This is a genomic window from Streptomyces tardus (assembly GCF_018101125.2).
Lineage (GTDB): Bacteria > Actinomycetota > Actinomycetes > Streptomycetales > Streptomycetaceae > Streptomyces > Streptomyces tardus.
Map to the genome: position 1 here is coordinate 450,291 of NZ_JAELVF020000004.1, position 21,792 is coordinate 472,082.

15 protein-coding genes are annotated in these 21,792 nt (G+C 73.2%); 11 read left to right on the forward strand and 4 right to left on the reverse strand.

What is annotated here, in order from left to right; translation table 11 throughout:
• Positions 1–195: 195 nt before the first annotated feature.
• The 4 genes from JGS22_RS24505 to JGS22_RS24520 form a co-directional block, all read right to left on the reverse strand.
• On the reverse strand, positions 196–1,956 hold the full coding sequence (locus JGS22_RS24505) for a hydantoinase B/oxoprolinase family protein (RefSeq protein WP_308405880.1): 1,761 nt from the start codon (positions 1,954–1,956) through the stop codon (positions 196–198).
• Positions 1,953–4,007 carry a hydantoinase/oxoprolinase family protein gene (locus tag JGS22_RS24510; protein ID WP_236074329.1) on the reverse strand — a complete coding sequence of 685 codons (2,055 nt, stop codon included), beginning with the start codon at positions 4,005–4,007 and terminating at the stop codon, positions 1,953–1,955. Before JGS22_RS24510 ends, JGS22_RS24505 begins: the two co-directional genes overlap by 4 nt.
• Before the next feature lie 224 nt (positions 4,008–4,231).
• Positions 4,232–4,510: a hypothetical protein gene (locus tag JGS22_RS24515; protein ID WP_211041689.1), complete on the reverse strand. Its 279-nt coding sequence runs from the start codon at positions 4,508–4,510 to the stop codon at positions 4,232–4,234.
• A 226-nt stretch (positions 4,511–4,736) separates the two neighbouring features.
• A complete protein-coding gene (locus JGS22_RS24520) occupies positions 4,737–5,753 on the reverse strand; it encodes an ABC transporter substrate-binding protein (protein WP_211041688.1) in 1,017 nt (338 codons plus the stop codon).
• Between the two features lie 116 nt (positions 5,754–5,869).
• Here JGS22_RS24520 and JGS22_RS24525 point away from each other — a divergent pair, with 116 nt between their 5' ends.
• The 11 genes from JGS22_RS24525 to JGS22_RS24575 all read left to right on the forward strand — a co-directional run bounded on the left by JGS22_RS24525 (position 5,870) and on the right by JGS22_RS24575 (position 21,527).
• The gene (locus tag JGS22_RS24525; protein WP_308405881.1) at positions 5,870–6,889 is read left to right on the forward strand and encodes a FecCD family ABC transporter permease; all 1,020 of its coding nucleotides are present in this window, start codon (positions 5,870–5,872) and stop codon (positions 6,887–6,889) included.
• Positions 6,886–8,238, forward strand: coding sequence for a FecCD family ABC transporter permease (locus JGS22_RS24530; RefSeq protein WP_308405882.1), 1,353 nt, complete (start codon positions 6,886–6,888; stop codon positions 8,236–8,238). The genes JGS22_RS24525 and JGS22_RS24530 overlap by 4 nt, the downstream gene beginning before the upstream one ends.
• A gap of 134 nt (positions 8,239–8,372) precedes the next feature.
• On the forward strand, positions 8,373–9,167 hold the full coding sequence (locus tag JGS22_RS24535; protein ID WP_211041691.1) for an ABC transporter ATP-binding protein: 795 nt from the start codon (positions 8,373–8,375) through the stop codon (positions 9,165–9,167).
• A 375-nt stretch (positions 9,168–9,542) separates the two neighbouring features.
• A complete protein-coding gene (locus JGS22_RS24540) occupies positions 9,543–11,201 on the forward strand; it encodes a pyridoxal phosphate-dependent decarboxylase family protein (RefSeq protein ID WP_372454354.1) in 1,659 nt (552 codons plus the stop codon).
• Positions 11,202–11,318: 117 nt separating this feature from the next.
• Positions 11,319–11,903, forward strand: coding sequence for a GNAT family N-acetyltransferase (locus JGS22_RS24545; protein WP_211041686.1), 585 nt, complete (start codon positions 11,319–11,321; stop codon positions 11,901–11,903).
• 209 nt (positions 11,904–12,112) lie between these two features.
• Positions 12,113–13,387 carry a type III PLP-dependent enzyme domain-containing protein gene (locus JGS22_RS24550; RefSeq protein ID WP_211041685.1) on the forward strand — a complete coding sequence of 425 codons (1,275 nt, stop codon included), beginning with the start codon at positions 12,113–12,115 and terminating at the stop codon, positions 13,385–13,387.
• 92 nt (positions 13,388–13,479) lie between these two features.
• Complete coding sequence (locus JGS22_RS24555) at positions 13,480–15,330, forward strand: IucA/IucC family protein (protein ID WP_211041684.1); 1,851 nt, start codon at positions 13,480–13,482, stop codon at positions 15,328–15,330.
• Complete coding sequence (locus JGS22_RS24560) at positions 15,327–16,721, forward strand: lysine N(6)-hydroxylase/L-ornithine N(5)-oxygenase family protein (RefSeq protein ID WP_211041683.1); 1,395 nt, start codon at positions 15,327–15,329, stop codon at positions 16,719–16,721. The genes JGS22_RS24555 and JGS22_RS24560 overlap by 4 nt, the downstream gene beginning before the upstream one ends.
• The gene (locus JGS22_RS24565; RefSeq protein WP_216815155.1) at positions 16,718–18,304 is read left to right on the forward strand and encodes an MFS transporter; all 1,587 of its coding nucleotides are present in this window, start codon (positions 16,718–16,720) and stop codon (positions 18,302–18,304) included. Before JGS22_RS24560 ends, JGS22_RS24565 begins: the two co-directional genes overlap by 4 nt.
• On the forward strand, positions 18,301–20,157 hold the full coding sequence (locus JGS22_RS24570; protein ID WP_211040895.1) for an IucA/IucC family protein: 1,857 nt from the start codon (positions 18,301–18,303) through the stop codon (positions 20,155–20,157). Before JGS22_RS24565 ends, JGS22_RS24570 begins: the two co-directional genes overlap by 4 nt.
• On the forward strand, positions 20,154–21,527 hold the full coding sequence (locus JGS22_RS24575) for a glutamine synthetase family protein (protein ID WP_211040894.1): 1,374 nt from the start codon (positions 20,154–20,156) through the stop codon (positions 21,525–21,527). The genes JGS22_RS24570 and JGS22_RS24575 overlap by 4 nt, the downstream gene beginning before the upstream one ends.
• Positions 21,528–21,792: the final 265 nt, after the last annotated feature.

Genomic DNA, 21,792 nt, shown 5'->3' on the forward strand with positions numbered 1-21,792 from the left:
GGGCAGCGCTGCTCGCGCCGTGCTGCTCGCCCGCGCCGCGTCGTACTGCCCTGCTCGCCCGCGCCGTGCCTGGTGTCGCGCCGCCTCGGGCCGCCGCGAACGGCTCGGGGCGCGGGCAGGGCTGCCGTGGAGCGGCAGGGTGCTCAACTGGCTTGTCGTGACCCGTCGTTCACCTCTGCCGCCCCGTGGTGGGCGTCAGCCGGCGGGGCTGCCGTACGAGGCCCGCGCGACTTCCGGGGTGATGTGCCCGTCCCGCAGATCGGCGGCGACCGCGGCCCGCTCGCGCCGCTCGACCGGGCCGAAGCCCCCGCCGCCGCCGGTGGCGCACCGCACCACGTCGCCCGCGCGCAGCGCCAGGCCGTTGCACTTCAGCAGCCGGCGTTCGTCCTCGCGCCCGGGGTTGACGATCACCTCCGGCGGCGTGGCGTCCCGGCCGTCGAAGAGCCCCCAGGCCGGGGTGAGCGAACGCTCGAACCAGAGCGAGACGGTGCAGTCGGCGAGCGCCTCGTACTCGCGGACCACGCCGTTGCCGCCGCGCCACTGACCGGCTCCGCCGGAGTCGGGCCGGATGCCGTACTCCCGGACGCGCAGCGGGAATCGGCTCTCCAGAACCTCGACGGGGATGTCCTTGAGCGAGCCGTTGACGTTGTTGATCAGCGCGTCCTGGCCGTCCGAGCCCTCCCAGGCGCCCCAGCCGCCGAGGGTGGCCTCCAGGCTGACGTACGGCCTGGTGTTGCGCGGATCGACTCCGGCGAACATGACGATCATCGAGTCGCCGTGGCTGGCCGCGGCGACCCGGTCGGGGAGCACGGGGGCGAGCGCCTTGGCGACCAGGTCGATGAGCAGGCCCAGGTGGGAGAAGTACCACTGGCAGGCCGCGGGCGGCAGCGCGCCGAAGACCGAGCCCTCCCGGACCCGTACGGACAGCGGTCGGAACGAGCCGCCGTTGCCGGGGACGTCCGGGCTGACCAGCAGCTTGTAGCCGACTCGGCAGGCCGAAACGGCCTGTGCGGCACCGCAGTTGATCGGCCCCACCGTCTGGTCGGCGGATTCGGTGATGTCGAACTCCAGCCGGTCGCCGCTGACGGTGATGCGCAGCCGCACCGCTACCGTGGTGTCCAGGTCGATGCCGTCGTTGTCGAGCACCCCCTCGGCGGTGTACACGCCGTCCGGAATGGCGCGCACGACCTCCCGCTCCAACTCCTCGGTCTGGCGGAAGATTTCGTCCCGGGCCGCGCGCAGGCGTGCGGTTCCGAAGCGGTCGACCAGCTCGGCGAGCCGGGTCTGGCCCATCCGAATGGTGGCGATCATGGCGTTCATGTCGCCTGTGGTCGGGTACGGGAAGCGCACGTTGGTGGCGATGGTGTCGATGACGGCCTTGACCTCCTCGCCGCCCTCGACCAGCTTCTGCGGCCCCATCCGCAGGCCCTCCTGGAAGATGTTCACCGAGTCCATTGACCCGCCGGGGTCCTTGGAGCCGACGTCGATCCAGTGCGCACGCGTCGCGGTGAAGCCGACCAGCTCCTCGCCGGTGAAGACGGGGCCGAAGATGGTCACGTCGTTGAGGTGGGTGCCGCCCAGGTAGCTGTCGTTGAGGATCCAGACGTCGCCGGGCTGCCACACCTCCCGCCCGAAGCGCTCCTCGGTGGCACGGGTGCAACTCTCCAGATTGCCGAGGAAGATGGGCAGTCCGGCGGACTGGCCGAGTACCTGGTGCTCGTCGTCCAGCAGCGCCACCACGCAGTCCCCGCACTCGTAGATGATCGGGGTGTACGCCGAGCGCATCAGGGTGGCGTTCATGTCGTCGGCCGCGGAGATGACGGCGTTGCGGATGATCTCCACCGTGACCGGGTCCACCGTGACCGGACCGGTCCCGGCCGGGTCGGCTTGGCCCGGGAGCGCTTCGGCGGTGCCTGCGGGGTCGGCGGCGTGGGTACGGGGGTCCGGGGCGGTCACTTCTTCTCCTCGCGTATGACGAGCGAACCGTGCGCGTCCAGGCGCAGCCGGTGTCCGGGCGGTACGACGGTCGTTGCGGTGGGCTCCAGCACGAGTGCGGGGCCGCTCAACTCGTGTCCGGGCGAGAGCACTTCGCGGTCCACCACGACGGTCTCCAGGCGCCGGCCGTCGAAGACCACCGGACGTGTCCGGTGCACGAACTCCTCGGAGGCGGCTGCGGGCAGCAGTTCGGGCGGCGCGGCGTCGAGCGCGCCGAGCGCGGTGGTGCGCAGCGCGACGAACTCCAGCGGGGCGCCGAGGTTGGCGTGGCCGTACCGCTCCTGGTGGAGGTCGGCGAAGCGCGCGGCGATCCTGGCCGGGAAGTCCTCGCGCAGCGGCTCGCGCGGATCGGCCAGCGGCACCGTGAGGGTGTACTCCTGCGCCTGGTACCGGATGTCGGCGGCGCACTCGGTGCGGCGGCGTTCGGCGGGCACTCCCTCGCTGTCCAGCGAGCCGAGGGCTTCCGCCGCGGTCTTCTCCAGCAGTTCGGCCATCTCGGCGCGGTCGAGGTCCTCCTCCGGCCGGAAGAACGGCTCCGCGAAGTCCCTGCGGATCTCCGTCTCCAGCATCCCCCAGGCAGAGAAGGCCCCGGGAAAGCGTGGAACGACCACTTCGGGGATGCCCAACTCCCGTGCCAGGGCGACCGCGTGCATCGGCCCCGCCCCGCCGAAGGCGACCAGTGAGAAGTCCCGCGGCTCGATGCCCCGGGAGACGGTGATGGTCCGGACGGCCTGCGCCATCTTGGCGCCGGCGACCTCGCAGACGCCCTCGGCCATCGCGACCGCGTCCAGCCCCAGCCGCTCGCCGAGCGCCCCGACCGCTTGCCGGGCGAGTTCGGAGCGCGGTGCGAACTCCCCGCCGGCGAAGGTGGCTTCGTCGATCCTGCCGAGGACCAGGTCCGCGTCGGTGACGGTCGGTTCGGTCCCGCCGCGCGCGTAGCAGGCCGGGCCGGGCGAGGCGCCTGCCGACCGCGGCCCCACCCGCAGCCCGCCCGCCTCCTGCCAGGCGACGCTGCCGCCGCCGGCGCCGATGGTGTGGATGTCCACCACGCTCATCAGTATCGGCAGCCCCTCCAGCCGCGCCTCGGAAGTGACATCCGGCCGGCCGTCCACGACCAGTGAGACGTCGAAGGAAGTGCCGCCCATGTCCATGCAGATGAGGTGGGGCCGCTCCAGTGTCCGGGAGAGCGCGACGCCGCCCATGGTGCCGCCGACCGGGCCGGAGAGCAGCGTCTGCAACGGGCGGTGACGGGCGGAATCGGCGGTGTTGACGCCGCCGGAGGACTGCATGACATGCAGCGGCACCGCCAGGCCGCGCTGCTTCAGGGTCGCGCCCAGCGTGGTCAGATAGCGCTGAACCACCGGCCCGATGTACGCCTCCAGCACGGCCGAGGAGGTGCGCTCGTACTCCCGCCACTCGTTGGCGGCCTCGTGCGAGAGCGAGACGGTGACGCTCTCGCCCAGCTCCTCGCGCAGGAGCTCGCGGGTGCGCAGCTCGTGCGCGGGGTTCGCGTGGCTGAAGAGGTAGGCCACGGCGACCGCTTCGAAGCCCTCGTCCCCGAAGCGGCGGGCGGCGCGGCGCACCGCGTCCTCGTCCAGCGCCGTCAACTCGGCGCCGTCGGCGGCGAGTCGGCCGCCGATCGGCTCGATGTCGCCGCGCGGCACCAGTGGTTCGGGCTTGCGGTAGTGCAGGTCGTACAGCCTGGTCCGCGGCCCCCGGGCGATGTGGTACGTGTCCGAGGCGCCTTCGCTCGCGAGCAGCAGGACGCGGGTGCCGCGGCGCTGCAGGAAGGCGTTGAGGCCCTGGGTGGTGCCGTGGACGAGGAAGGAGATGTCTGCCGGACCCGCTTCCCCGGGCGGTAACACCGTGGACAGGGCGGCGATGACGCCCTCGGTCAGGTCGTGCGGAGTGGTTGACGCCTTGCCGGCGCGATAGCGGCCGGTCCTCTCGTCGTAGGCCACGACATCGGTGAAGGTGCCCCCGATGTCCATGGACACACGCAACCCGCTCATCTTCGAGCCCTCGCTTTGTGCTCTCGGTGGCATGAACGCGCTCAGGCTAGGTGAATCGCGACAACTTCGTGAGGGGTCAAGCGGGTTGTCGGCCATGACTGCGACCGGAAAGGTGCAGGTGGGGGAGGCGGGCGCAGTGAGAAGGGCCGGGGCTGCGGTGAACGAGGGTGGCAGGGGTGTCGTACGGGGCGAGTGCTGCGTACGTTGCGGCGCAGGGTCCGGTGCTACTGGCGCGGTACGCGGGGCTGGCGGTGTCGCCAGGCGGCGTAGTCCACCAGCGTGGTCCACTCCTGGTCGAAGTCGCCGGGGACGGTGCGGTGTTCGGCGCTCCACTGGCGTGCCAGAGCGGCGTAGATGGGGGTCGGGGCGGTCTGCTGAACCGTTTCGGCTGCTGCGGACCCGGAGGCCTGCCGCTCGCCCGCAAGGGGGGCGTCGGCCCTTCGCTCCTCGGGTCGTTCGCTCCGCCAGCGAGTCGCGGTCTGTGGGGTACTGGTGGAAGTCACGTTTCTTCAACGCCCCACCGGGGCCCGGGGTCACGCGCCCGGCTCACCGGGACGCGCAGCGCTCGCGCACCTCGCGCGTCCCCGCCGCCCGCGCCTCGCCCGCGCTCCGGCGCACGCCCGCGTACGGCTGCGCCCGCACACGGCCGCGCCCGCGCACGTCTGCGGGCGCGCGCGAGGGCCGGGAACCGGCGGTCCGGTCCCGGCCCTCGCACGCGCTGCTGCGGCGTCAGCCGCGTGCGGCGTCCACCTTGTACGTCTTGGCGATGTCGTCGAGCACCGAGTCGGCGCCGTAGAGACCGACCGCCAGCATCCACGTGATGTCGCTCATCTCGTGGACCTCGCCCTTGAGTTGCTTCCACAGCGGATTCGCCTGGAACTTGTCCTGGGACTTCTGCGAGGCGCCCTCGGGGTCGGGGAAGGCGGTGACGAAAATGTCGTCCGCGTCGATCCGCTTGATCTCCTCCTCGGAGATGTCCGCGTTGAAGCCCGTGCCCCGGGCGTCCTCGGGCAGGTCGAAACCGAGGTCGCCCAGGATGACGCCGGTGTAGGTGTCCTCCTTGTACAGCCGGGTCGGACCGTCGACGAACCGCACCACGGAGACCGTCGGGTTGCCGTCCTCGGACTTGCGGACCGCGTCGCCGATCGTCTTCGCCCGCTTCTCGAAGCCTTCGATGCGGTCCTGGGCCAGGTCCTCCTTGCCGAGGGTCTCGCCCACCAGCTCCAGGTTCTCCTTCCAAGTGGCCCCGGTGGTCTCGGTGAAGACCGTCGGGGCGATCTTGGAGAGCTGCTTGTAGATCTTCTCGTGGCGGACCTTCGCGGAGAGGATCAGATCCGGCTTGAGCTTGATGATCTCCTCCAGCTTGACCTCCTCGAGCAGCCCGACCGGCTTGGCGTCCTTGCCGTACTTGCGGGCGTCGTCGCCGAAGTAGTCCGGCAGCGGCTCGTCGGGGGCGGCGAAGGTGGTGTAGCCGACGACGTCCGTCTTGAGGGCCAGCGTCGCGTCGACGAACGTCATGTCGAGGGCGACCACGCGCTCGGGGACCTTCTTGACCTCCGTCTCACCCATGGCGTGCTCGACGGTTCGGGGGAAGGCACTGCCGGAGGAGCCGGAGGACCCGCTCTTGGCCTCGTCCGTATCCTTGTCCGAGTCCGAGCTGCCACACGCGGCGGTGGCGAGCAGTCCGGCAGTGATGGCGACGGCGCCGACGGTACGGCCGAAGCGACTGAGCCAACGGGCTCTCATCAGGGGTCCCCTCTCTCATGGGATTGCGCGACCTAAAGATAGGCTCGCCTAACTTAATGCACGGCGCCGCGGAGGGAATCGTGATAAAAGCGCTATCTGCGCCGCCCGCAGAACGGGTGACGTCGCAGGTCGCGACGGGGCAGCGGAGCAAACGGTGGCTCGGGCTGCTGGTGCTGGCGGTGCTGGTCGTGGTGGCGGTGCTGCTGAGCGTCGCCTACGGAGCCAACTCGCTGACGCTCGGGCAGGTCTGGCACGGGCTGTGGTCGCCGAGCGGCACCGAGGGCGACATCGTGGTCCGCCGACTCCGGCTGCCGCGCACGGCGTTGGCGCTCGTCGCGGGACTCGCGCTCGGCGTCGCCGGCGCGCTGATGCAGGGCCACACCAGGAACCCGATCGCCGACCCGGTGGTGCTCGGCATCAGCGCGGGGGCGGGGATGTGCGTGGTCGCCTCTATCTCGCTGCTCGGGATCGGCGGTCTCTACGGCTACATCTGGTTCGGCTTCATCGGTGCGGCGGTGGCCAGCGCCATCGTCTACCTCGTCGGCACCCTCGCACGCGGCGGCGCCACCCCCATCACCCTCGCCCTGGCCGGGGCCGCGGTGCACGCGCTCTTCACCGCGCTCACCGCGGGCATGGTCATCATGGACCGCGCGGCGCTGGACACCTACCGCTTCTGGACCGTCGGCAGCGTCAGCGGGCGGCCGATCGAGACGACCGTCCAACTGCTGCCGTTCATCGCGATCGGCCTGCTGCTCGCCGCCGCCAACGCGCCCGGACTGAACGCGCTGTCGCTCGGCGAGGACGTCGCCCGCTCGCTGGGCGTACGGGTCGGCGCGACACGGGCGACCGGGATGGCCGCGATCACGCTGCTCACCGGCGCGGCGGTCGCGGTCTGCGGGCCCATCGGATTCGTCGGTCTGGTGGCGACGCATGTGGCGCGCCACTTCACCGGCCCCGACTACCGGTGGATCGTCGCGTACTCCGGGCTGCTCGGTGCCGCCCTCATGGTCGCAGCCGACACACTCGGCCGACTGGTGGCGCGACCCGGGGAGTTGGAGGTGGGCATCATGCTCGCGCTCCTCGGAGGGCCGGTCTTCGTCTATCTGGTGCGCCGTGTGAAGCCGGTGAGGCTGTGAACGAGGACAACACCGGTACGGCCGGGCGAGCCGCCGTACCCGTCGACGACGGAGCAGGCGTGACGACGGAGAAGACCGTGAGCGGAGCCGAGCGCGGAACCGGCGGCGACACCGAGCGCCGGAGCACCGGGCCTGCGGGCCCGACGCCCCCGACCACATCGCCGACCATCGAGCTCTCGGCCATTGAGCTGCCGACCGCCGAACCCCCGGCCCCCGCGCCCCCGGCAGGCGAGTCCCCGGGCGGGCCGAGCTGCGGGCCGAAGGGCCTGCGCGCACGCGGCGCTGTCGCCGTACCCGGGCGGAGGCCGGTGCGGCTGGGGCCCGTGTCCACCGTCTGGCGCCCCCGCGCGGTGCTGCTGCCGATGGTCGTCGCGGCGCTGCTGTGCGCGGCGGTGGTGATGAACGTCGGACGCGGCGACATCTCCGTGCCGGTGCCGAACGTCATCGCCGTCCTGCTCGGCGGCGGCGAGGACATCGACCGGCTGGTGGTCCACGAACTCCGGCTGCCGCGCTCCCTGGTGGGGGCGCTGGTCGGCGCCTCGCTCGGTCTGGCCGGCGCCATCTTCCAGAGCATCGCCCGCAATCCACTCGCCAGCCCGGACATTCTCGGCATCACCTCGGGCGCCGGCGTCGGTGCGGTCGCGGTGATCGTGATCGGCGGCGCCAACGGGGGAGTGGGCGGCGTCCTGGCCGAGGTGGGCGTACCGCTGGCGGCGGTCGCGGGCGGCCTTGCCGCGGCGCTGGTGGTCGCGGCGCTGTCCCTGCGGCACGGACTCAGCGGTTACCGCGTGCTGCTGATCGGCGTCGGCGTCAACGCCGTGCTGACCAGCGTGCTCTCGTGGCTGCTGCTCAAGGCCGACATCGTGGACGTCGGGCGCGCGCTGATCTGGCTCAACGGCAGTCTCAACGGAGCGGGTTGGGACACCGCCAGACCCGCGGCGCTGGCACTGGCCGTACTGCTGCCGCTCGGCGCGGTGCTCACTTTCCAGCTCGGCGCGCTCGCCTTCGACGACGACACCGCGACCGCGCTCGGTGTACGGCTGGCCCTCGCCCGCGGCGCGCTGCTGATCACCGCGGTGCTGCTGACGGCCACCGCGACGGCCACCGCGGGGCCGATCGCCTTCGTGGCACTGGCCTGCCCCCAACTCGCTCTGCGGCTGCTGCGGTCCGGTACACCGCCGCTGCTGACCTCCGCGCTGCTCGGCGCGGCGGTGACGGTGTGGGCCGACGTGTTCGCGCGCACCGCGTTCGGCGGTGTGGAGCTTCCGGTCGGTGTGCTGACCGCAGCTCTCGGGGCGCCCTACCTGCTGTACTTGCTCATCCGGAGCGGAAAGGCCCGTACGTCGTGACCGACATCCTCAAGGACCGCGGCACCCCGGGGGACCGTGGCGCGCAGAAGAGCGGCCGTGCCCCGAACGGCAGCCCGCGCGAACGCCGTTCGCCGGACGAGGGGGCGGCGCCCCGCACCGCGGACGGCCGCGCGGTGCGGCTGCGCGCCGACCGGCTGACGCTCGGCTACGGCGGCAGGGCCGTCGTCCACGAGCTGGATCTGGACATCCCCGACGGCTCGGTGACCGCGATCATCGGCCCCAACGGCTGCGGGAAGTCGACACTGCTGCGCGCCTTCGGACGGCTGATGAAGCCGATGGGCGGCCGGGCGCTGCTGGACGGAGCGCCGATCCATCGCTTGCCGACCCGTCAGGTCGCCGAGACGGTCGGCCTGCTGCCGCAGACCCCGCTCGCGCCCGAGGGGCTGACCGTCGCCGACCTCGTCGCCCGCGGCCGGCATCCGCACCAGACGTGGTACCGCCGCTGGGACGCCGACGACGAGGAGGCGGTCGCCCGGGCGCTGCGCCGCACCGGCACGTACGAGCTGGCCACGCGCACCCTGGACGAGCTCTCCGGCGGCCAGCGCCAACGCGCCTGGATCGCGATGGCGCTGGCCCAGGAGACCGAGCTGCTGCTGCTGGACGAGCCCACCAACCACCTGGACCTCGCGCACCAGGTCGAGGTGCTGGACCTGGTGGGGGAGCTGCACCGGGAGACGGGGCGCACGGTGCTGCTGGTGCTGCACGACCTCTCGCTGGCCGCCCGCTGCGCGGACACGCTGGTGGTGATGAAGGACGGCCGGATCGTCGCGCAGGGGGCGCCCGCCGACGTCCTGACCGAGGAACTGCTCGCCGACGCCTTCGGCCTCCGGGCGCGGGTGCGTCACGACGAGGAGACCGGCGTACCGCTGGTCATACCGCTCAGCAGGCAGGCGGTGAAGGGCGACTGACGGGGCGTGGGCCCGCCGCAGGACGCGGTTCGAGTGTGACCACCGCCATGGAGTTCCGAGATCCACGACCGAATTCGGTTAGGGTAACCTAAGTCCGTGCGTCGGTCGGTTGTCACGCCCGAGTCAAGGCACCGATACGCCCGTGGTCGATCCGTACCGCGGCAGTCACGGCAGCCGGGGCACCGCACAGAAGCGGTGCCCCGCCACATCGCCCACCTCATCGAAGGGTTCGCTCATGCTGCGTTCTCCCTCCTCGGCGTGCCGGAAACCGTGCGTCCGCGCCGTTTCCCGCTCCGGCTCCACCGCCCACGGCGGCAGAACCGGGACACCCGAGGTGTCCGAGGCCGTCGTACCCATGGATCAGGAGCTTGCCGCGTGAGCGAGTACGCAGACGGGGCCGAGCGCCCCGCAACCGACGCCGAACCCGTACAGGGTGCCGAGCCCGTGCACCGCACCGGGCTCGCGCACCGCACCGCGACCGAGGATGCCACCGCCCACGCCACCGCCGACGCCACCGCCGTCGCGGCGGGCGCCGGGGACCCCGCGGCGCTGCGCGCCCTGACCGCCGTCGCGCTCGAAGCGCTCGCCGACGGCGCCGCCCGACGGGGCGGTCCGCTGCCCGCCGGGGGCCCCGAGGAAGTCGCCCGGCGCACCCGGGCGTTGATCACGCCGCTCCTTCCCGAGGAGGGCGTCGGCGCCGAGGACGCGCTGTACGACGTCGTACGGGCCGCCGCCGAGGGCGCCGCCGACCCGGCCGACCCCTACTGCGTCGCGCATCTGCACTGCCCGCCGCTTGCCGTGGCGGCTGCGGCGGACCTCGCGGCCTCCGCGCTCAACCCCTCGATGGACTCCTGGGACCAGGCGCCCGGCGCCGCGGTCATCGAGGAGGAAGTCACCGCGGAACTGGCCTCGTTGGTCTATCCCCGGGAGCCCGCACCGGACGCGGTGATCACCAGCGGCGGCACCGAGTCCAATCTGGTGGCGCTGCTGCTGGCCAGGGAGCGCGCCCAGGCGCGCGGGGAGCGCACCGTGCAGGTGCTGGTCGGGGAGAACGCCCACCACAGCGTCCGCCGGGCCGCGTGGATGCTGGGTCTGCCCGTACCGGTGACGGTGGAGTGCGAAGAGGGGCGGATGGTGCCGGCCGCCCTGGACCGGGCGCTCGCCTCGCTCGGCGGCGGCCCCGTGCTGGTGGTGGCGACCGCCGGCACCACCGACGAGGGCCTCATCGACCCACTCGCCGAACTGGCCCGTGTCTGCCGGGCGTTCGGCGCCGAGATGCACGTGGACGCCGCGTACGGCGGACCGCTGTTGTTCAGCCCGGAGCTGGCGCCCCGGCTGCACGGCATCGAGGAGGCCGTCTCGGTCACCTACGACCTGCACAAGCTCGGTTGGCAGCCGGTCGCCGCGGGTGTGCTGGCGGTCTCCGAGGCCGACAGCCTGAGGTACCTCTCGCTGAGCGCCGACTACCTCAACGCCGACGACGACACCGAAGCCGGCCTGCCCGACCTGCTCGGCCGCTCCATCAAGACCTCCCGGCGCCCGGACGTGCTGAAGATCGCCGCCACCCTGCGCGCACTCGGCCGCGGCGGCCTCGGCCGCACCGTCGAGCACTGCGTACGCACGGCGACCCGCTTCGGCCAGGACATCGACCGGCACGAGGCGCTGCGTCGCCGGACGGGAGCGGAGGGCATCTCCACGGTGCTCTTCCGTCCCGTCGCGGCCGATCGACTGCCCGACGAGGCCGGTGACGCGCTGGTCGCGGCGATCCGGCGACAGCTGCTCTCCGAGGGCCTGGCGGTACTGGGCCGGGCGACCGTACCGGACTCCGACGGAGCCAGGAGGGTCTGGCTGAAGGCGACGCTGCTGCACCCGCGCACCACCGCCGGCGACCTGACCGGACTGCTGCAACTCGTCGTGGAGCGCGCGGAGTTCCTCGCCGGCCAGGAGCCCGCACCGCGGGTGGGCCCGCAGCCCGAGCCGCTGGGCGGGCCCGGCCCGGCCGCCGCGACGCGCCTCCAGTCGGTGACGCTCTGAGATGACCGTCCTCTTACCCCACTCCCCAACCCGCCGGGCCGCACCGGGTCGACGCCGCTGAGCGACGGCCCCGGCCGCCCGCTCACCGACCCTGCCACCGCCCGAAGGGGATGCCGTATGAAGAACGCCACCACTGAGAGACCTGCCGGCGCACCGAGGCCCGCACCGACGTTCTCGCGCCTGGACGGGCCTGCCGTCGCCGCGGACCCGGAGCCGTTCGCCAGGGCCTACCAGGAGTGCTACGCGCACGCCGCGCAGCTCAGCGACCACAGCGACCCGCCGATCGGCGACCGGCTGGTCCGGCACGGCGACCGCCCCGGTTTCGAGCTCCTCGCAGCGATGGACGGCGAGCGGGTCGCCGGTTACATCTACGGCTACACCCTCCCCGTGGACACCCTCTGGTGGGACGGGCTCACCCCGGCGCCCGCGCCCGAGCTGACCCGGGAGTGGCCGGGCCGCACCGTCGGCGTCTGCGAGCTGCTGGTCGGACGGCCCTGGCGGCGCTCGCAGTTGGGGGCGCAGCTCTTCGACGGGTTCCTGCGGGGACGCACCGAGGAGCGCGCGGCGGCGCTCGTGGCGGAGGGGAACGACGTGGTCCTCGACCGCTGCGAGAAGTACGGCTTCGCGCACGTGGGCCGGATGGAGCCCTACCCGGGCTGGCGTCCCCACCACATGGTGGTCCGCTCCCTGCGCACCGGCTGAACCGCCCGCCTGCGCAGACGTACGGGCGCGGGGCGTGCGGGACGCCGGTTGCCGGGCGCCCGTACGGCCCCCGGTCCGCCGCCCGTACCCAGTCCCGCACACCCGTACGACCCGTGGCCTTCCGTACAGTCCTTGTCCGTCAGCCCGTCAGCCCGTCAGCCCGCCCCGCCCGTCAGCCCGTTCCGCCCCCCAGATTCGAAGGCAGCACCGTGTCCGTTGAGTTCCCCCCGTCCGCCGCCCCGCGTTCCGCGTACCCCGCCGATGCACTGCCCGAGGCCGTCCGCGAACGGCTGCGGGAGCTCTCCGCGCGCAGCGAGGAGCCGCTGGCCACCTATCTCTACGACGGCGAGGTGGCCGCGGGGCGCGCCCGCGAACTGTGCGCCGCGCTGCCCGAGTGGGCGCAGGTGTACTACGCGGTGAAGGCGAATTCCTTCCCCGGCGTACTGGCCGCGCTCGCCCCGCACGTGGACGGGTTCGAGGTCGCCTCGCGCGCCGAACTCGCCCTGGCCCGAGAGGCGTTGGCGCCCGGTACGACGAGATCGGGGTCGGGTTCGGGCCCGGCGGGGACGCTCGCGGTGGTGGCGGCCGGCCCCGCCAAATCCGTGCCGGTCCTGACCGATCTGGTGCGCGCCGAGGTGGAGTCCATCAACGCCGAGAGCCTGCTGGAGCTGCACCGCATCAGCGCCATCGCCGTCCAGGAGGGCACCACGGCTCGGGTCGCGCTGCGGGTGAACCCCCAGGACATCCCGGTCACCGGGTCCCTGCACATGGGCGGCGAGCCCTCGCAGTTCGGTGTCCCCGAGCCGGACGTGCCGGAGGTGCTCACCGAGGCCGCCCGGCTGCCGGGGCTCGATCTCGTCGGCTTCCACATCCACGCCGCCTCCAACAATCTGGACGCCGTCAGCCAGGCCGCCTACCTGCGCTGGTGCGTCGAGTGGTCCGCCGCGACGGCTGCCGCCCACGGCATCGAGCTGCGTCAGATCGACATCGGCGGTGGCATCGGCGTCAACTTCGAGGGCGAGGAGCCCTTCGACACCACTCGGTTCGGTGAACTCATCGCGCGGTCCGCGCCGCCCGAGGGGGCTCGCGTGATCATGGAGCCGGGTCGTTTCCTGGTCGCCGACTGCGGCTGGTACGCGGCCGAGGTCACCGATGTGAAGTCTTCCTACGGGCACGCGTACGCGATGCTTCGCGGTGGCATCAACCACTTCCAGCTGCCCACCTCCTGGGACATCGTGCACAACGTCGCGGTGCTGCCGATCGACACGTGGCCGGCCGGGCTGCCGCGCCCCGAGGCCGCCCGGACGCGGGTCACCGTCGTCGGGGAGCTGTGCACGCCCGAGGACACCCTGCTGCGGGAGGTGCACATCGACCGGGTGCGGGCGGGGGATCTGGTGGTCTTCCCGTACTCCGGCTCCTACGGCTGGGAGTTCGCGATGCCGCACTTCCTCGGCCACCCCGCGGCCGACCGGACGATGCTGTGACCGCCGGGCCCCGGCCCGTTCGGCCGACGACCACCGGATCCGCGCCCGGGCGGACCCCCGCAGCGTCCGAACCGCCGGCCGTCCCGGGCCTGATGGGCGCCCCGGGCTCTCAGGGCTCCCCGCAACCGCCGGACGACCACGACCCGCTCGACGCCCTCGCCCCGCCGGACGACCCCGACCCGCTGGACGACCCCGACCCGGCTCGCGCCGGTGACTCGGCGGCCTGTGAGTCGTTGCTGCGGGCGTACGTGCGGGAGACCGGCACCGAGGTGCCCGCGGCCGGATCGCGGCTCGAACTGGCCCTGCCCGCAAGCGGGTTCGGGCTGAGCATCCCGGTGCGGCACCGTTCGCGCACCGGCTGGCACCGGTTCGGCACGCCCGCCGTGGTCACCCCGGGGGGCCCGGCGCCCGCGGATGTGGCGCTGGTCGCCGCGGCGGCGGTCCGGGAGACGACGGTGACCCGCGGGGTGCCGCCGCATCTGGGGGCCGACGCGGTGGCGAGGGTACTGAACTCCGCACAGCGCACCACCGCCCATCTGGCCGCGCGCCGCGCCGAGTCGGACGTCTCCGGCGCCGTCGAGCCGGGGTTTGCGGAGAGCGAGCAGGCGTTGCTGCTCGGCCACCCCTTCCATCCTGCCCCCAAGAGCCGCGAGGAGGCCTCGGAGGCCGAACTGCGCGACTACTCGCCCGAGTTGCGCGGCTCCTTCGCGCTGCACTGGTTCGCCGCCGACCCGGCGATCGTCGTGGGGGAGTCCGCGGACGGGCGCGAGGCAGCCGAACTGCTCCGGGAGCTGGGGCGGTTCGCCGGCCTCGACCGCGCCGGGCTGCTGCCGCGAGGAATGCTGGCGCTCCCCGCCCACCCGTGGCAGGCCAGAGACATCCTGCAACGGACCGCGGTCCAGGGCCTGTTGGCCGACGGCACGCTGCGCCCCCTGGGCGCACACGGGCCCCGGTGGTCGCCCACGTCCTCACTGCGCACCGTCCACCACCGGGCGAGCGAGACGATGCTGAAGCTCTCCCTCGGGATGCGCATCACCAACTCCCGCCGCAACAACCTGCGCGGCGAGATGCGGCTGGGCGTCAACGCGGCGCGGCTGCTGGCCGCCGGGCCCGGCGACTGGCTGCGCCGCGAACACCCGGAGTTCACCGTGCTGCGCGACCACGGTTGGTTCTCCGCCGGCCCCGGCCAGGGTGAGACCGGACTGGAAACGGCGCTGCGGGACAACCCGTTCACCTCCGGCGGCGGCTCCGAGGGCCTGTGCGTAGCCGGCCTGCTGGCCGAACGCACCGGCCCCGGCGACGGCTCCCCGCCGCGCCACCGCGCGCTGCTGTGCCGCGCCGTGGAGCACACCGCCGCCCGCCACGGGCTGTCCACCGCCGAGGCGTCGGCGCGCTGGCTGGAGCGCTACCTCGACGTGCTCGCGGTGCCGCTGCTGCGGCTCCAGGCCCGCTACGGCCTCGCGCTGGAACCACACCACCAGAACACCCTGGTCGCCCTCGGCGCGGACGGGCTCCCCGAGGCCGGCTGGTACCGGGACAGCCAGGGCTACTACCTGGCCGCCTCCCGCGCCGAGGAACTGGAGGCGCTGCTCCCCGGCGTGGCCGACGGGGTGGAGCTCGTCTTCGACGACGCCCTCGTCGACGAACGAGTCGTCTACTACCTGGGCATTAACAACCTGCTCGGCCTGATCGGTGCCTTCGGCGCCCTGCGGCTGGCCGACGAGGAGGCCCTGCTCGTGCGGCTGCGCGCGCGTCTGGAGCAGCTGCGCGCCACCGAGCCCGGCGTGCGCGGCGTGCTCGACCTGCTGCTCGACGCCCCCACCCTGCGCTGCAAGGGCAACTACCTCACCTGTGTCGACGGGCTCGACGAACTCGTCGGCGACGTCCACACCCAGTCCGTCTACGTCGATCTCCCCAACCCTCTCGCGGAGGCCACGCGGTGACCGCTTCCACAGACCACTCCCGCTACGACCTGGTCGGAGTGGGCATCGGCCCGTTCAACCTGTCGCTGGCCGCGCTCGCCGACGGCGCCCCGGAACTGAGCACGCTCTTCCTCGACGGCAGGCCCGCCTTCTCCTGGCACCCCGGCCTGCTGCTGGAGGGCACCGTCCTCCAGGTCCCCTTCCTCGCCGACCTGGTGACGATGGCGGACCCGACCAGCCGGTGGTCGTATCTGAACTATCTGCGCGCCCACGACCGGATGTTCCCCTTCTTCTTCTCCGAGCGCTTCCACATCCCGCGCCGCGAGTACGACCACTACTGCCGCTGGGTGGCGCAGTCCCTGCCCTCCTGCCGTTTCGACGCCCGGGTCACCGAGCTGCGCTGGGAGGAGTCGGAACAGGCGTTCGCGCTGGTGCACCGCTCGGCGGAGGGCACCGAGCAGCTGGTGTACGCCCGGCAGGTCGTCCTCGGCGTCGGCACCGCCCCGCAACTCCCCGCGCCGCTGCGGCAGTTCCTCACCGAGGAGCACCGGGGCCGGATTCTGCACAGCGCCGACTACGGACACCACCGCGCCGCCCTCGCGGAGGCGGCGGACGTCACGGTGATCGGGGCCGGGCAGTCGGGAGCCGAGGTGGTGCTGGACCTCGTACGCCAGCAGGACGGCGAGGGCTCGGGCGGCCCGTACGTGCGCTGGCTCGCGCGCACTGAGGCGTTCGCGCCCATGGAGTACTCCAAGCTCGGGCTGGAGCACTTCACCCCGGACTACATCCACTACTTCCGCGCGCTGCCCGAGGAGCGCCGAGAGGAACTGGTCGCCCGGCAGTGGCAGTTGTACAAGGGCGTCAGCGCCGAGACACTCGCCGACATCCACGACGAGCTCTACGAGCGCACCATCGGCGGGGGCGCTCCCCGGGTCGGACTGCATCCGGGAGTGGAGCTGCTGGCCGCCGAGCAGGAGGGCCCCGGGTATCTGCTCACCTGTCGGCACCGCCAGCAGGACAGCGAGTTCACCGTGCGCACCGACGCGGTCGTCTCGGCCAGCGGGTACGCCGCCCGCCGTCCGGACTTCCTGGACGGCCTCGGTGATCTGATCGACTGGGACGAACGGGGGCGCTACCGGGTCGACGGGGAGTACCGGGTCGCGCTGGACGCCCGCGTGGCCGGCAGCCTCTACGTCCAGAACGCCGAGATGCACACCCACGGCGTCGGCGCCCCCGACCTCACCCTGGGCGCCTGGCGGGCCGCGACCATCCTCAACTCGGCCGCGGACCGGGTCGTACATCCCGTTCCCGAGCGCGCGGCCTGGACCACCTTCGGCGCCCCCGACCCGGGCGTCCGTGCCGTGCCCGCCGCCCGCCACGGCGCCGACGAGCAGACGGGCAGCCGTCCGTGAACGGTTCCCCGGCCGAGGCGCCCGTCCCGGACACCGGCGGTGGGCGCCGCGCACGTCTGGTGCTGATCTCGGTGATCGGCCTCTACCTGGTCTCCGAGACCGCGCTGGCGCCGTTCCTGCCCCAACTCTTCGAACGCCTTTACGGCATCGACGACCCCTCGGCCACCGGCGTCTACCTCTGGGTCTGCCGCGTCGTCGGTCTCGCGGCGCTCCCGCTGTGGGGCCTGGCCGCGCGTCGCTGGCCGCTGCACCGACTGGTCCTCACCGGGCTGTGCGGGGCCGCGGTGCTCGACCTCTCGCTCGGCCTGGCGCCGAGCCACGCGGCGTTCACGGCCCTCTCGGCCGCCTCCGTCGCCACCAACGCGGCGCTCCTGCTGGCCTACCCGGCCTTCATCGCCGAGCACGCCCGGCACCACAGCCGGCAGCGGAGCTCCGGCCTGCCGGAGGCCTCGGAGGACGGCGACGGAGCGCGTCTGGCCGGTATCTGTGCGGTGGTGGTGGTCTTCCACCTGTCGATCGTCGCCTCCACGATGGCCGGTGCCGGAGTGCTGGCCCTGCCCGACCCCCGTATCGGCATCTCCGCCTTCGCGCTGCTCGACGTGGTCCTCGCCGTGCTGATCCACCGGTCGCTGGGCCGCCTGCCCGCAACCCCGGAGCCGGACGAGGCCGCTCCTGTCGCGGCCTCGTCGACCACCGCAGCGGCGCCCACTGCGCCCGCCGCCGGGCCCGGTGCGCCCGCCACTGCGCCCGCCGCCGGACTGCGTCCCGGCCGACGCGGCTGGCTGCTGCTGCTCGCCCAGGTCGCCCTGATCGGCGTCGCGTTCGACTTCGCCGCGGCGCTGGTGCGTCCCTTCTTCACGGCGTACGCCCTGGACCTGGAGAGCGGGGCGACCGGCGCCGCCGTGCTGTTCTTCCTCCCCAGCGTGGCGGCGCTGGCGGTGCTGCCGTTCGCCGCGCGCTGCCGGCGACTGCTCGGCGAACGGCTGCTGCCCGCCGGCCTGCTGCTGACCGCCGCCGGACTCTGGTGGCAGTACGCGGCCGACTCCGTGCCCGGCCTGGTCTGCGGCAGGCTGCTGTTCGGCGTGGGCCTCGGACTGGCGCAGGTCGCCGTCGAGCTGCGGATGTTCCGCGCCACCGGTACGGCGGGCCCGGCGTTCACCGTGGTCCAGACGGTGCGGTCGGCCGGGCTGATCGCAGCGCCGCTGATCGCGGCCACCGCGGTCGCCCGGGACCTCGCGCTGCCGCTCGCGATCGCCGCGCTCGCCCTGGTGGTCGCCGGTCTGCTCGCCACCGTGCGACCCCGCGCCGTCCGCCGCCCGGACGCTTCTCGCCCCGACGCCGACGTCTTCCGTGCCGACGACGCCCGTCCCGCCGCCACCGCCGAGGACGTCAACACACCCACCGACGGCGGAAGTTCGACGGCCCCGAGCCCGTCCGCGTCCGCCCCGCCCGCGTCGGCCCCGCCTGCGTCCGCCCCGCCCGTGCCCGGCGGCGCTCCCGGAGCGTCCGCCGAGCCCGCCCACGTGCCCGTTGCCGTCCCGCTACGTGCCGGCCGCGGCCTTCCGGAGGAGAAGCACCAGTGAACCCATCCACCCACCAGGCGTGGCAGCGCGCCGGCGAGCGGCTGCTGCTCAAGGCGGTCGAGGAGTTCGCCTACGAGGAGCTGCTCGTCCCCGTGGCCCTCGACCCCGCCGAGGCGGTCGAGGGCCGAGAGGCGTCGTACCGGCTGGAGTTCGGGGCGGTCCACTGGATCTTCCGCGCTCGCCGGGGCACCTTCGGCACCTGGCGCGTCACCCCGGGCAGCGCGGTCCGCCACCCCGCCGCCGAGGGCGAGGCGGGACCCGAACGGCTGCTGCTGGACGCCCGCGCCGTGCTCGACTGGGACGGGTCCACCACCGCCGAGGTGCTGCGCGAACTCACCGCCACCCGCCGCGCCGACGCCCTTTCGCTGGCCGCCGCGCTGCCCGCCGCCGCGCTCGCCGACCTGGACCACCTCGATCTGGAGGCCCACCAGGACGGCCACCCCTGCATGCTCCTGAACAAGGGCAGACTCGGCTTCTCCGCCGCCGACACCGCGGCCTACGCGCCGGAGTCCGCGGGCGAGGTACGGCTGGTGTGGGTCGCCGCGCACACCTCGCTGGCCGCCTACTCGGGGGTCCCGGGCCTGGACGCCGAAACACTGCTCGGCGAGGAGTTGGACCCCGGCACCCGACAGGGTTTCGCCGACGCGCTCCGCGAGTCGTGCGCGGTCGGCGGTTTCGAGCCGGAGGACTTCGTCTGGCTGCCGGTGCACCCCTTCCACTGGGACGAGGCCGTGCGGACCCTCTACTGCGCGGAGCTCGCCGAGGGCCGCATCGTCCACCTGGGGGAGGGGCCGGACCGCTACCGGCCGCTCCAGTCCATACGCACCCTGGCCAACCTCGACCACCCCGGGCGCCGCAACGTCAAGGTGCCGTTGATGATCCGCAACACCCTGGTCTGGCGCGGGCTCTCGCCGGGGCCCACGCACGCCGCACCCGACATCAGCCACTGGCTGCACCGGCTCCGCGCCGAGGACCCCTTCCTCTCCGACGAGCTGCGCTTCCACCCGCTCGGGGAGGTCGCCGCCGTCTCGGTGCGCCACCCGCTCTACGAGTCGGTGGCCGACGCGCCCTACCGGTACCACGAGCTTTTCGGCGCGGTGTGGCGCGAGCCGGTGAGCCAACTGCTCGGCGAGGGCGAACGCGCCCGCACCATGGCCGCGCTGCTGAAGACCGGCTCCGACGGGGCCACCCTGGTGGGCGAGTTGGTGAACCGCTCCGGGCTCAGTGCCGCGCAGTGGCTCGACCGCTTCCTCGGCGCCCTGCTGCCGGGGCTGCTCCACCATCTCTACCGGTACGGCGTCGCCTTCTGCCCGCACGGCGAGAACACGGTGATCCTCTACGACGCCCGGGACGTCCCGATCGGCATCGCGGTCAAGGACTTCGCCGAGGACGTCAACCTGCTCCCCGGCGAACTGCCCGAGTACGCCGCGCTGACCGACCGCGCCCGCGAGGTGCTGCTGCGCTGGCCCGCGCACGAGCTGGCGCACTCGTTGCTGAGCGCCGTCTTCGCCGGCCACTTCCGGTTCTTCGCCCCGCTGCTGGCCGACGAACTGGACGTGCCCGAGGCCGAGTTCTGGTCCATGGTGCGCCGGGAGATCGAGCGCTACCACGACAGCCGGCCCGAACTGGCCGACCGTTTTCCGGAGTTCGGGCTGCTCGCCGCCGACTTCGACCGGGTGGCGCTCAACCGTGAGCAGCTGCTCGGCGGCGGATTCCACGACCGCGCCGAGCGCGACGAGGGGTTCGACGTCGTACACGGCCGTATCGCCAACCCGCTCGCCGCGCCCGGAGCGCCGGCCGCGCCCGTCCCACCCGCCGCCGCATCCGGCACGTCCCCCCGGGAGACCCGATGACCACCGACGCACTCGACACCCCGCCCCTGGCACGACTGCGCGCGGAGGTCGCCGCCGGCCGGGTGCAGGAGGTCATCGTCGCGGTGCCGGACCTCCAGGGACGTCTCCAGGGCAGCCGGCTCTCGGCGGAGCACTTCCTCGACGAAGCCGCCGAGGAGGGTTTCGGCGCCTGTGTCTATCTGCTGGCCACCGACGCCGAGATGGAGACCGGGCCCGGATACGCCATCGACGCCTGGCAGTCGGGCTTCGGCGACTTCGTCCTGCGCTCCGACCCGGCCACCCTCAGGCTCCTGCCCTGGGACGAGGGCACCGCACAGGTCATCGCGGACGCCACCTGGCCCGGCGGGGAGCCGGTGGAGATAGCCCCGCGCCGCGTACTGCGCACCCAGCTGGACCGGCTGGCCGACCGCGGACTGACGGCCTTCGCAGGCACCGAGCTGGAGTTCCTGGTCTTCGACGAGACCTACCAGCAGGCGTGGGACCGCAACTACCACGGGCTGCGCCCCGCCACCCGCTACAACGTCGACTACGCCCTCCAGGGCCTGTCCTCCATCGAGCCCGTGGTGCGGCGCATCCGCCGCGAGATGGTGCGCGCCGGGCTGCGGATGGAGACCGCGCGCGCCGAGGTCCACCCCGGCCAGTACGAGATCGTCTTTCGCTACGCCGAGGCGATGGAGACCTGCGACAACCACGTCGTGTTCAAGAACGGCGCCAAGCACATTGCCGCCGAGATGGGCCACGCCCTGACCTTCATGCCCAAGTTCGACGGGGGCGAGGGCAACTCCTGCCATCTGCACCTCTCGCTGCGCGGCACCGACGGCGACGCGGCCTTCGCCGAGGAGGACGATCCGGCGCAGATGTCCGCGCTGATGCGGCACTTCGTCGCCGGGCAGCTGGCCTGCATGGCCGATTTCGCGTTGCTGATGGCTCCGAACATCAATTCCTTCAAACGCCTCCAGCCCGGCGCCTTCGCGCCCACCGGCATCGGCTGGGGCCGCGACAACCGCACCTGCCCCATACGCGTCGTCGGCAGCGGCCACTCGCTGCGCCTGGAGCACCGGGTGCCGGGCGGGGACGCCAACCCCTACCTCGCGGTGGCCGCGGCCGTCGGGGCGGGGCTGTACGGCATCGACAACTCCCTGCCGCTGCCCGCGCCGCACAGCTCGAACGCGCTGGCCGACCCGGAGGTGCCGCAGCTGCCGCGCACCCTCACCGAGGCGCTGCACCGCTGGGAGTCGAGCGAGATCGCCGCCGCGGTCTTCGGCGAGAGCGTGGTGGCGCACTACGCGCGTGCAGCACGCACCGAGCTGGCCGCCTTCGAGCGCTCGGTCACCGACTGGGAGCGCATCCGGGGCTTCGAACGCCTCTGACCCCACCTCCTCGTGACCGCGCTGACCCCGTGCGCACCTGCGGCACACGCACGGGCGGGGCCGTCAAGCAGAAGCGATATGCCGCAGCGTGCGCCGACAGGGCCGTCCCCCTGAGGGCTGCCCTGTCGAATGCCGTGCGGAGGCCCGGTGATCCTGGTCGACGCCGAATCTGCGGCTGACTGCACGCTGCGGTGGCTGTCCACGATCCGCTGCTGGGCCATCGATGACCGCATTGACCCCTTCGTCCGCGCGCACCTCAACTCCG

What these genes read in the sequence shown, in the direction of transcription:
- JGS22_RS24520 (WP_211041688.1), bottom strand. Translation starts at nt 5,753, where the DNA reads ATGAGAGCCCGTTGGCTCAGTCGCTTCGGCCGTACCGTCGGCGCCGTC.
- JGS22_RS24510 (WP_236074329.1), bottom strand. Translation starts at nt 4,007, where the DNA reads ATGAGCGGGTTGCGTGTGTCCATGGACATCGGGGGCACCTTCACCGAT.
- JGS22_RS24555 (WP_211041684.1), top strand. Translation starts at nt 13,480, where the DNA reads ATGGGCGCCCCGGGCTCTCAGGGCTCCCCGCAACCGCCGGACGACCAC.
- JGS22_RS24545 (WP_211041686.1), top strand. Translation starts at nt 11,319, where the DNA reads ATGAAGAACGCCACCACTGAGAGACCTGCCGGCGCACCGAGGCCCGCA.
- JGS22_RS24575 (WP_211040894.1), top strand. Translation starts at nt 20,154, where the DNA reads ATGACCACCGACGCACTCGACACCCCGCCCCTGGCACGACTGCGCGCG.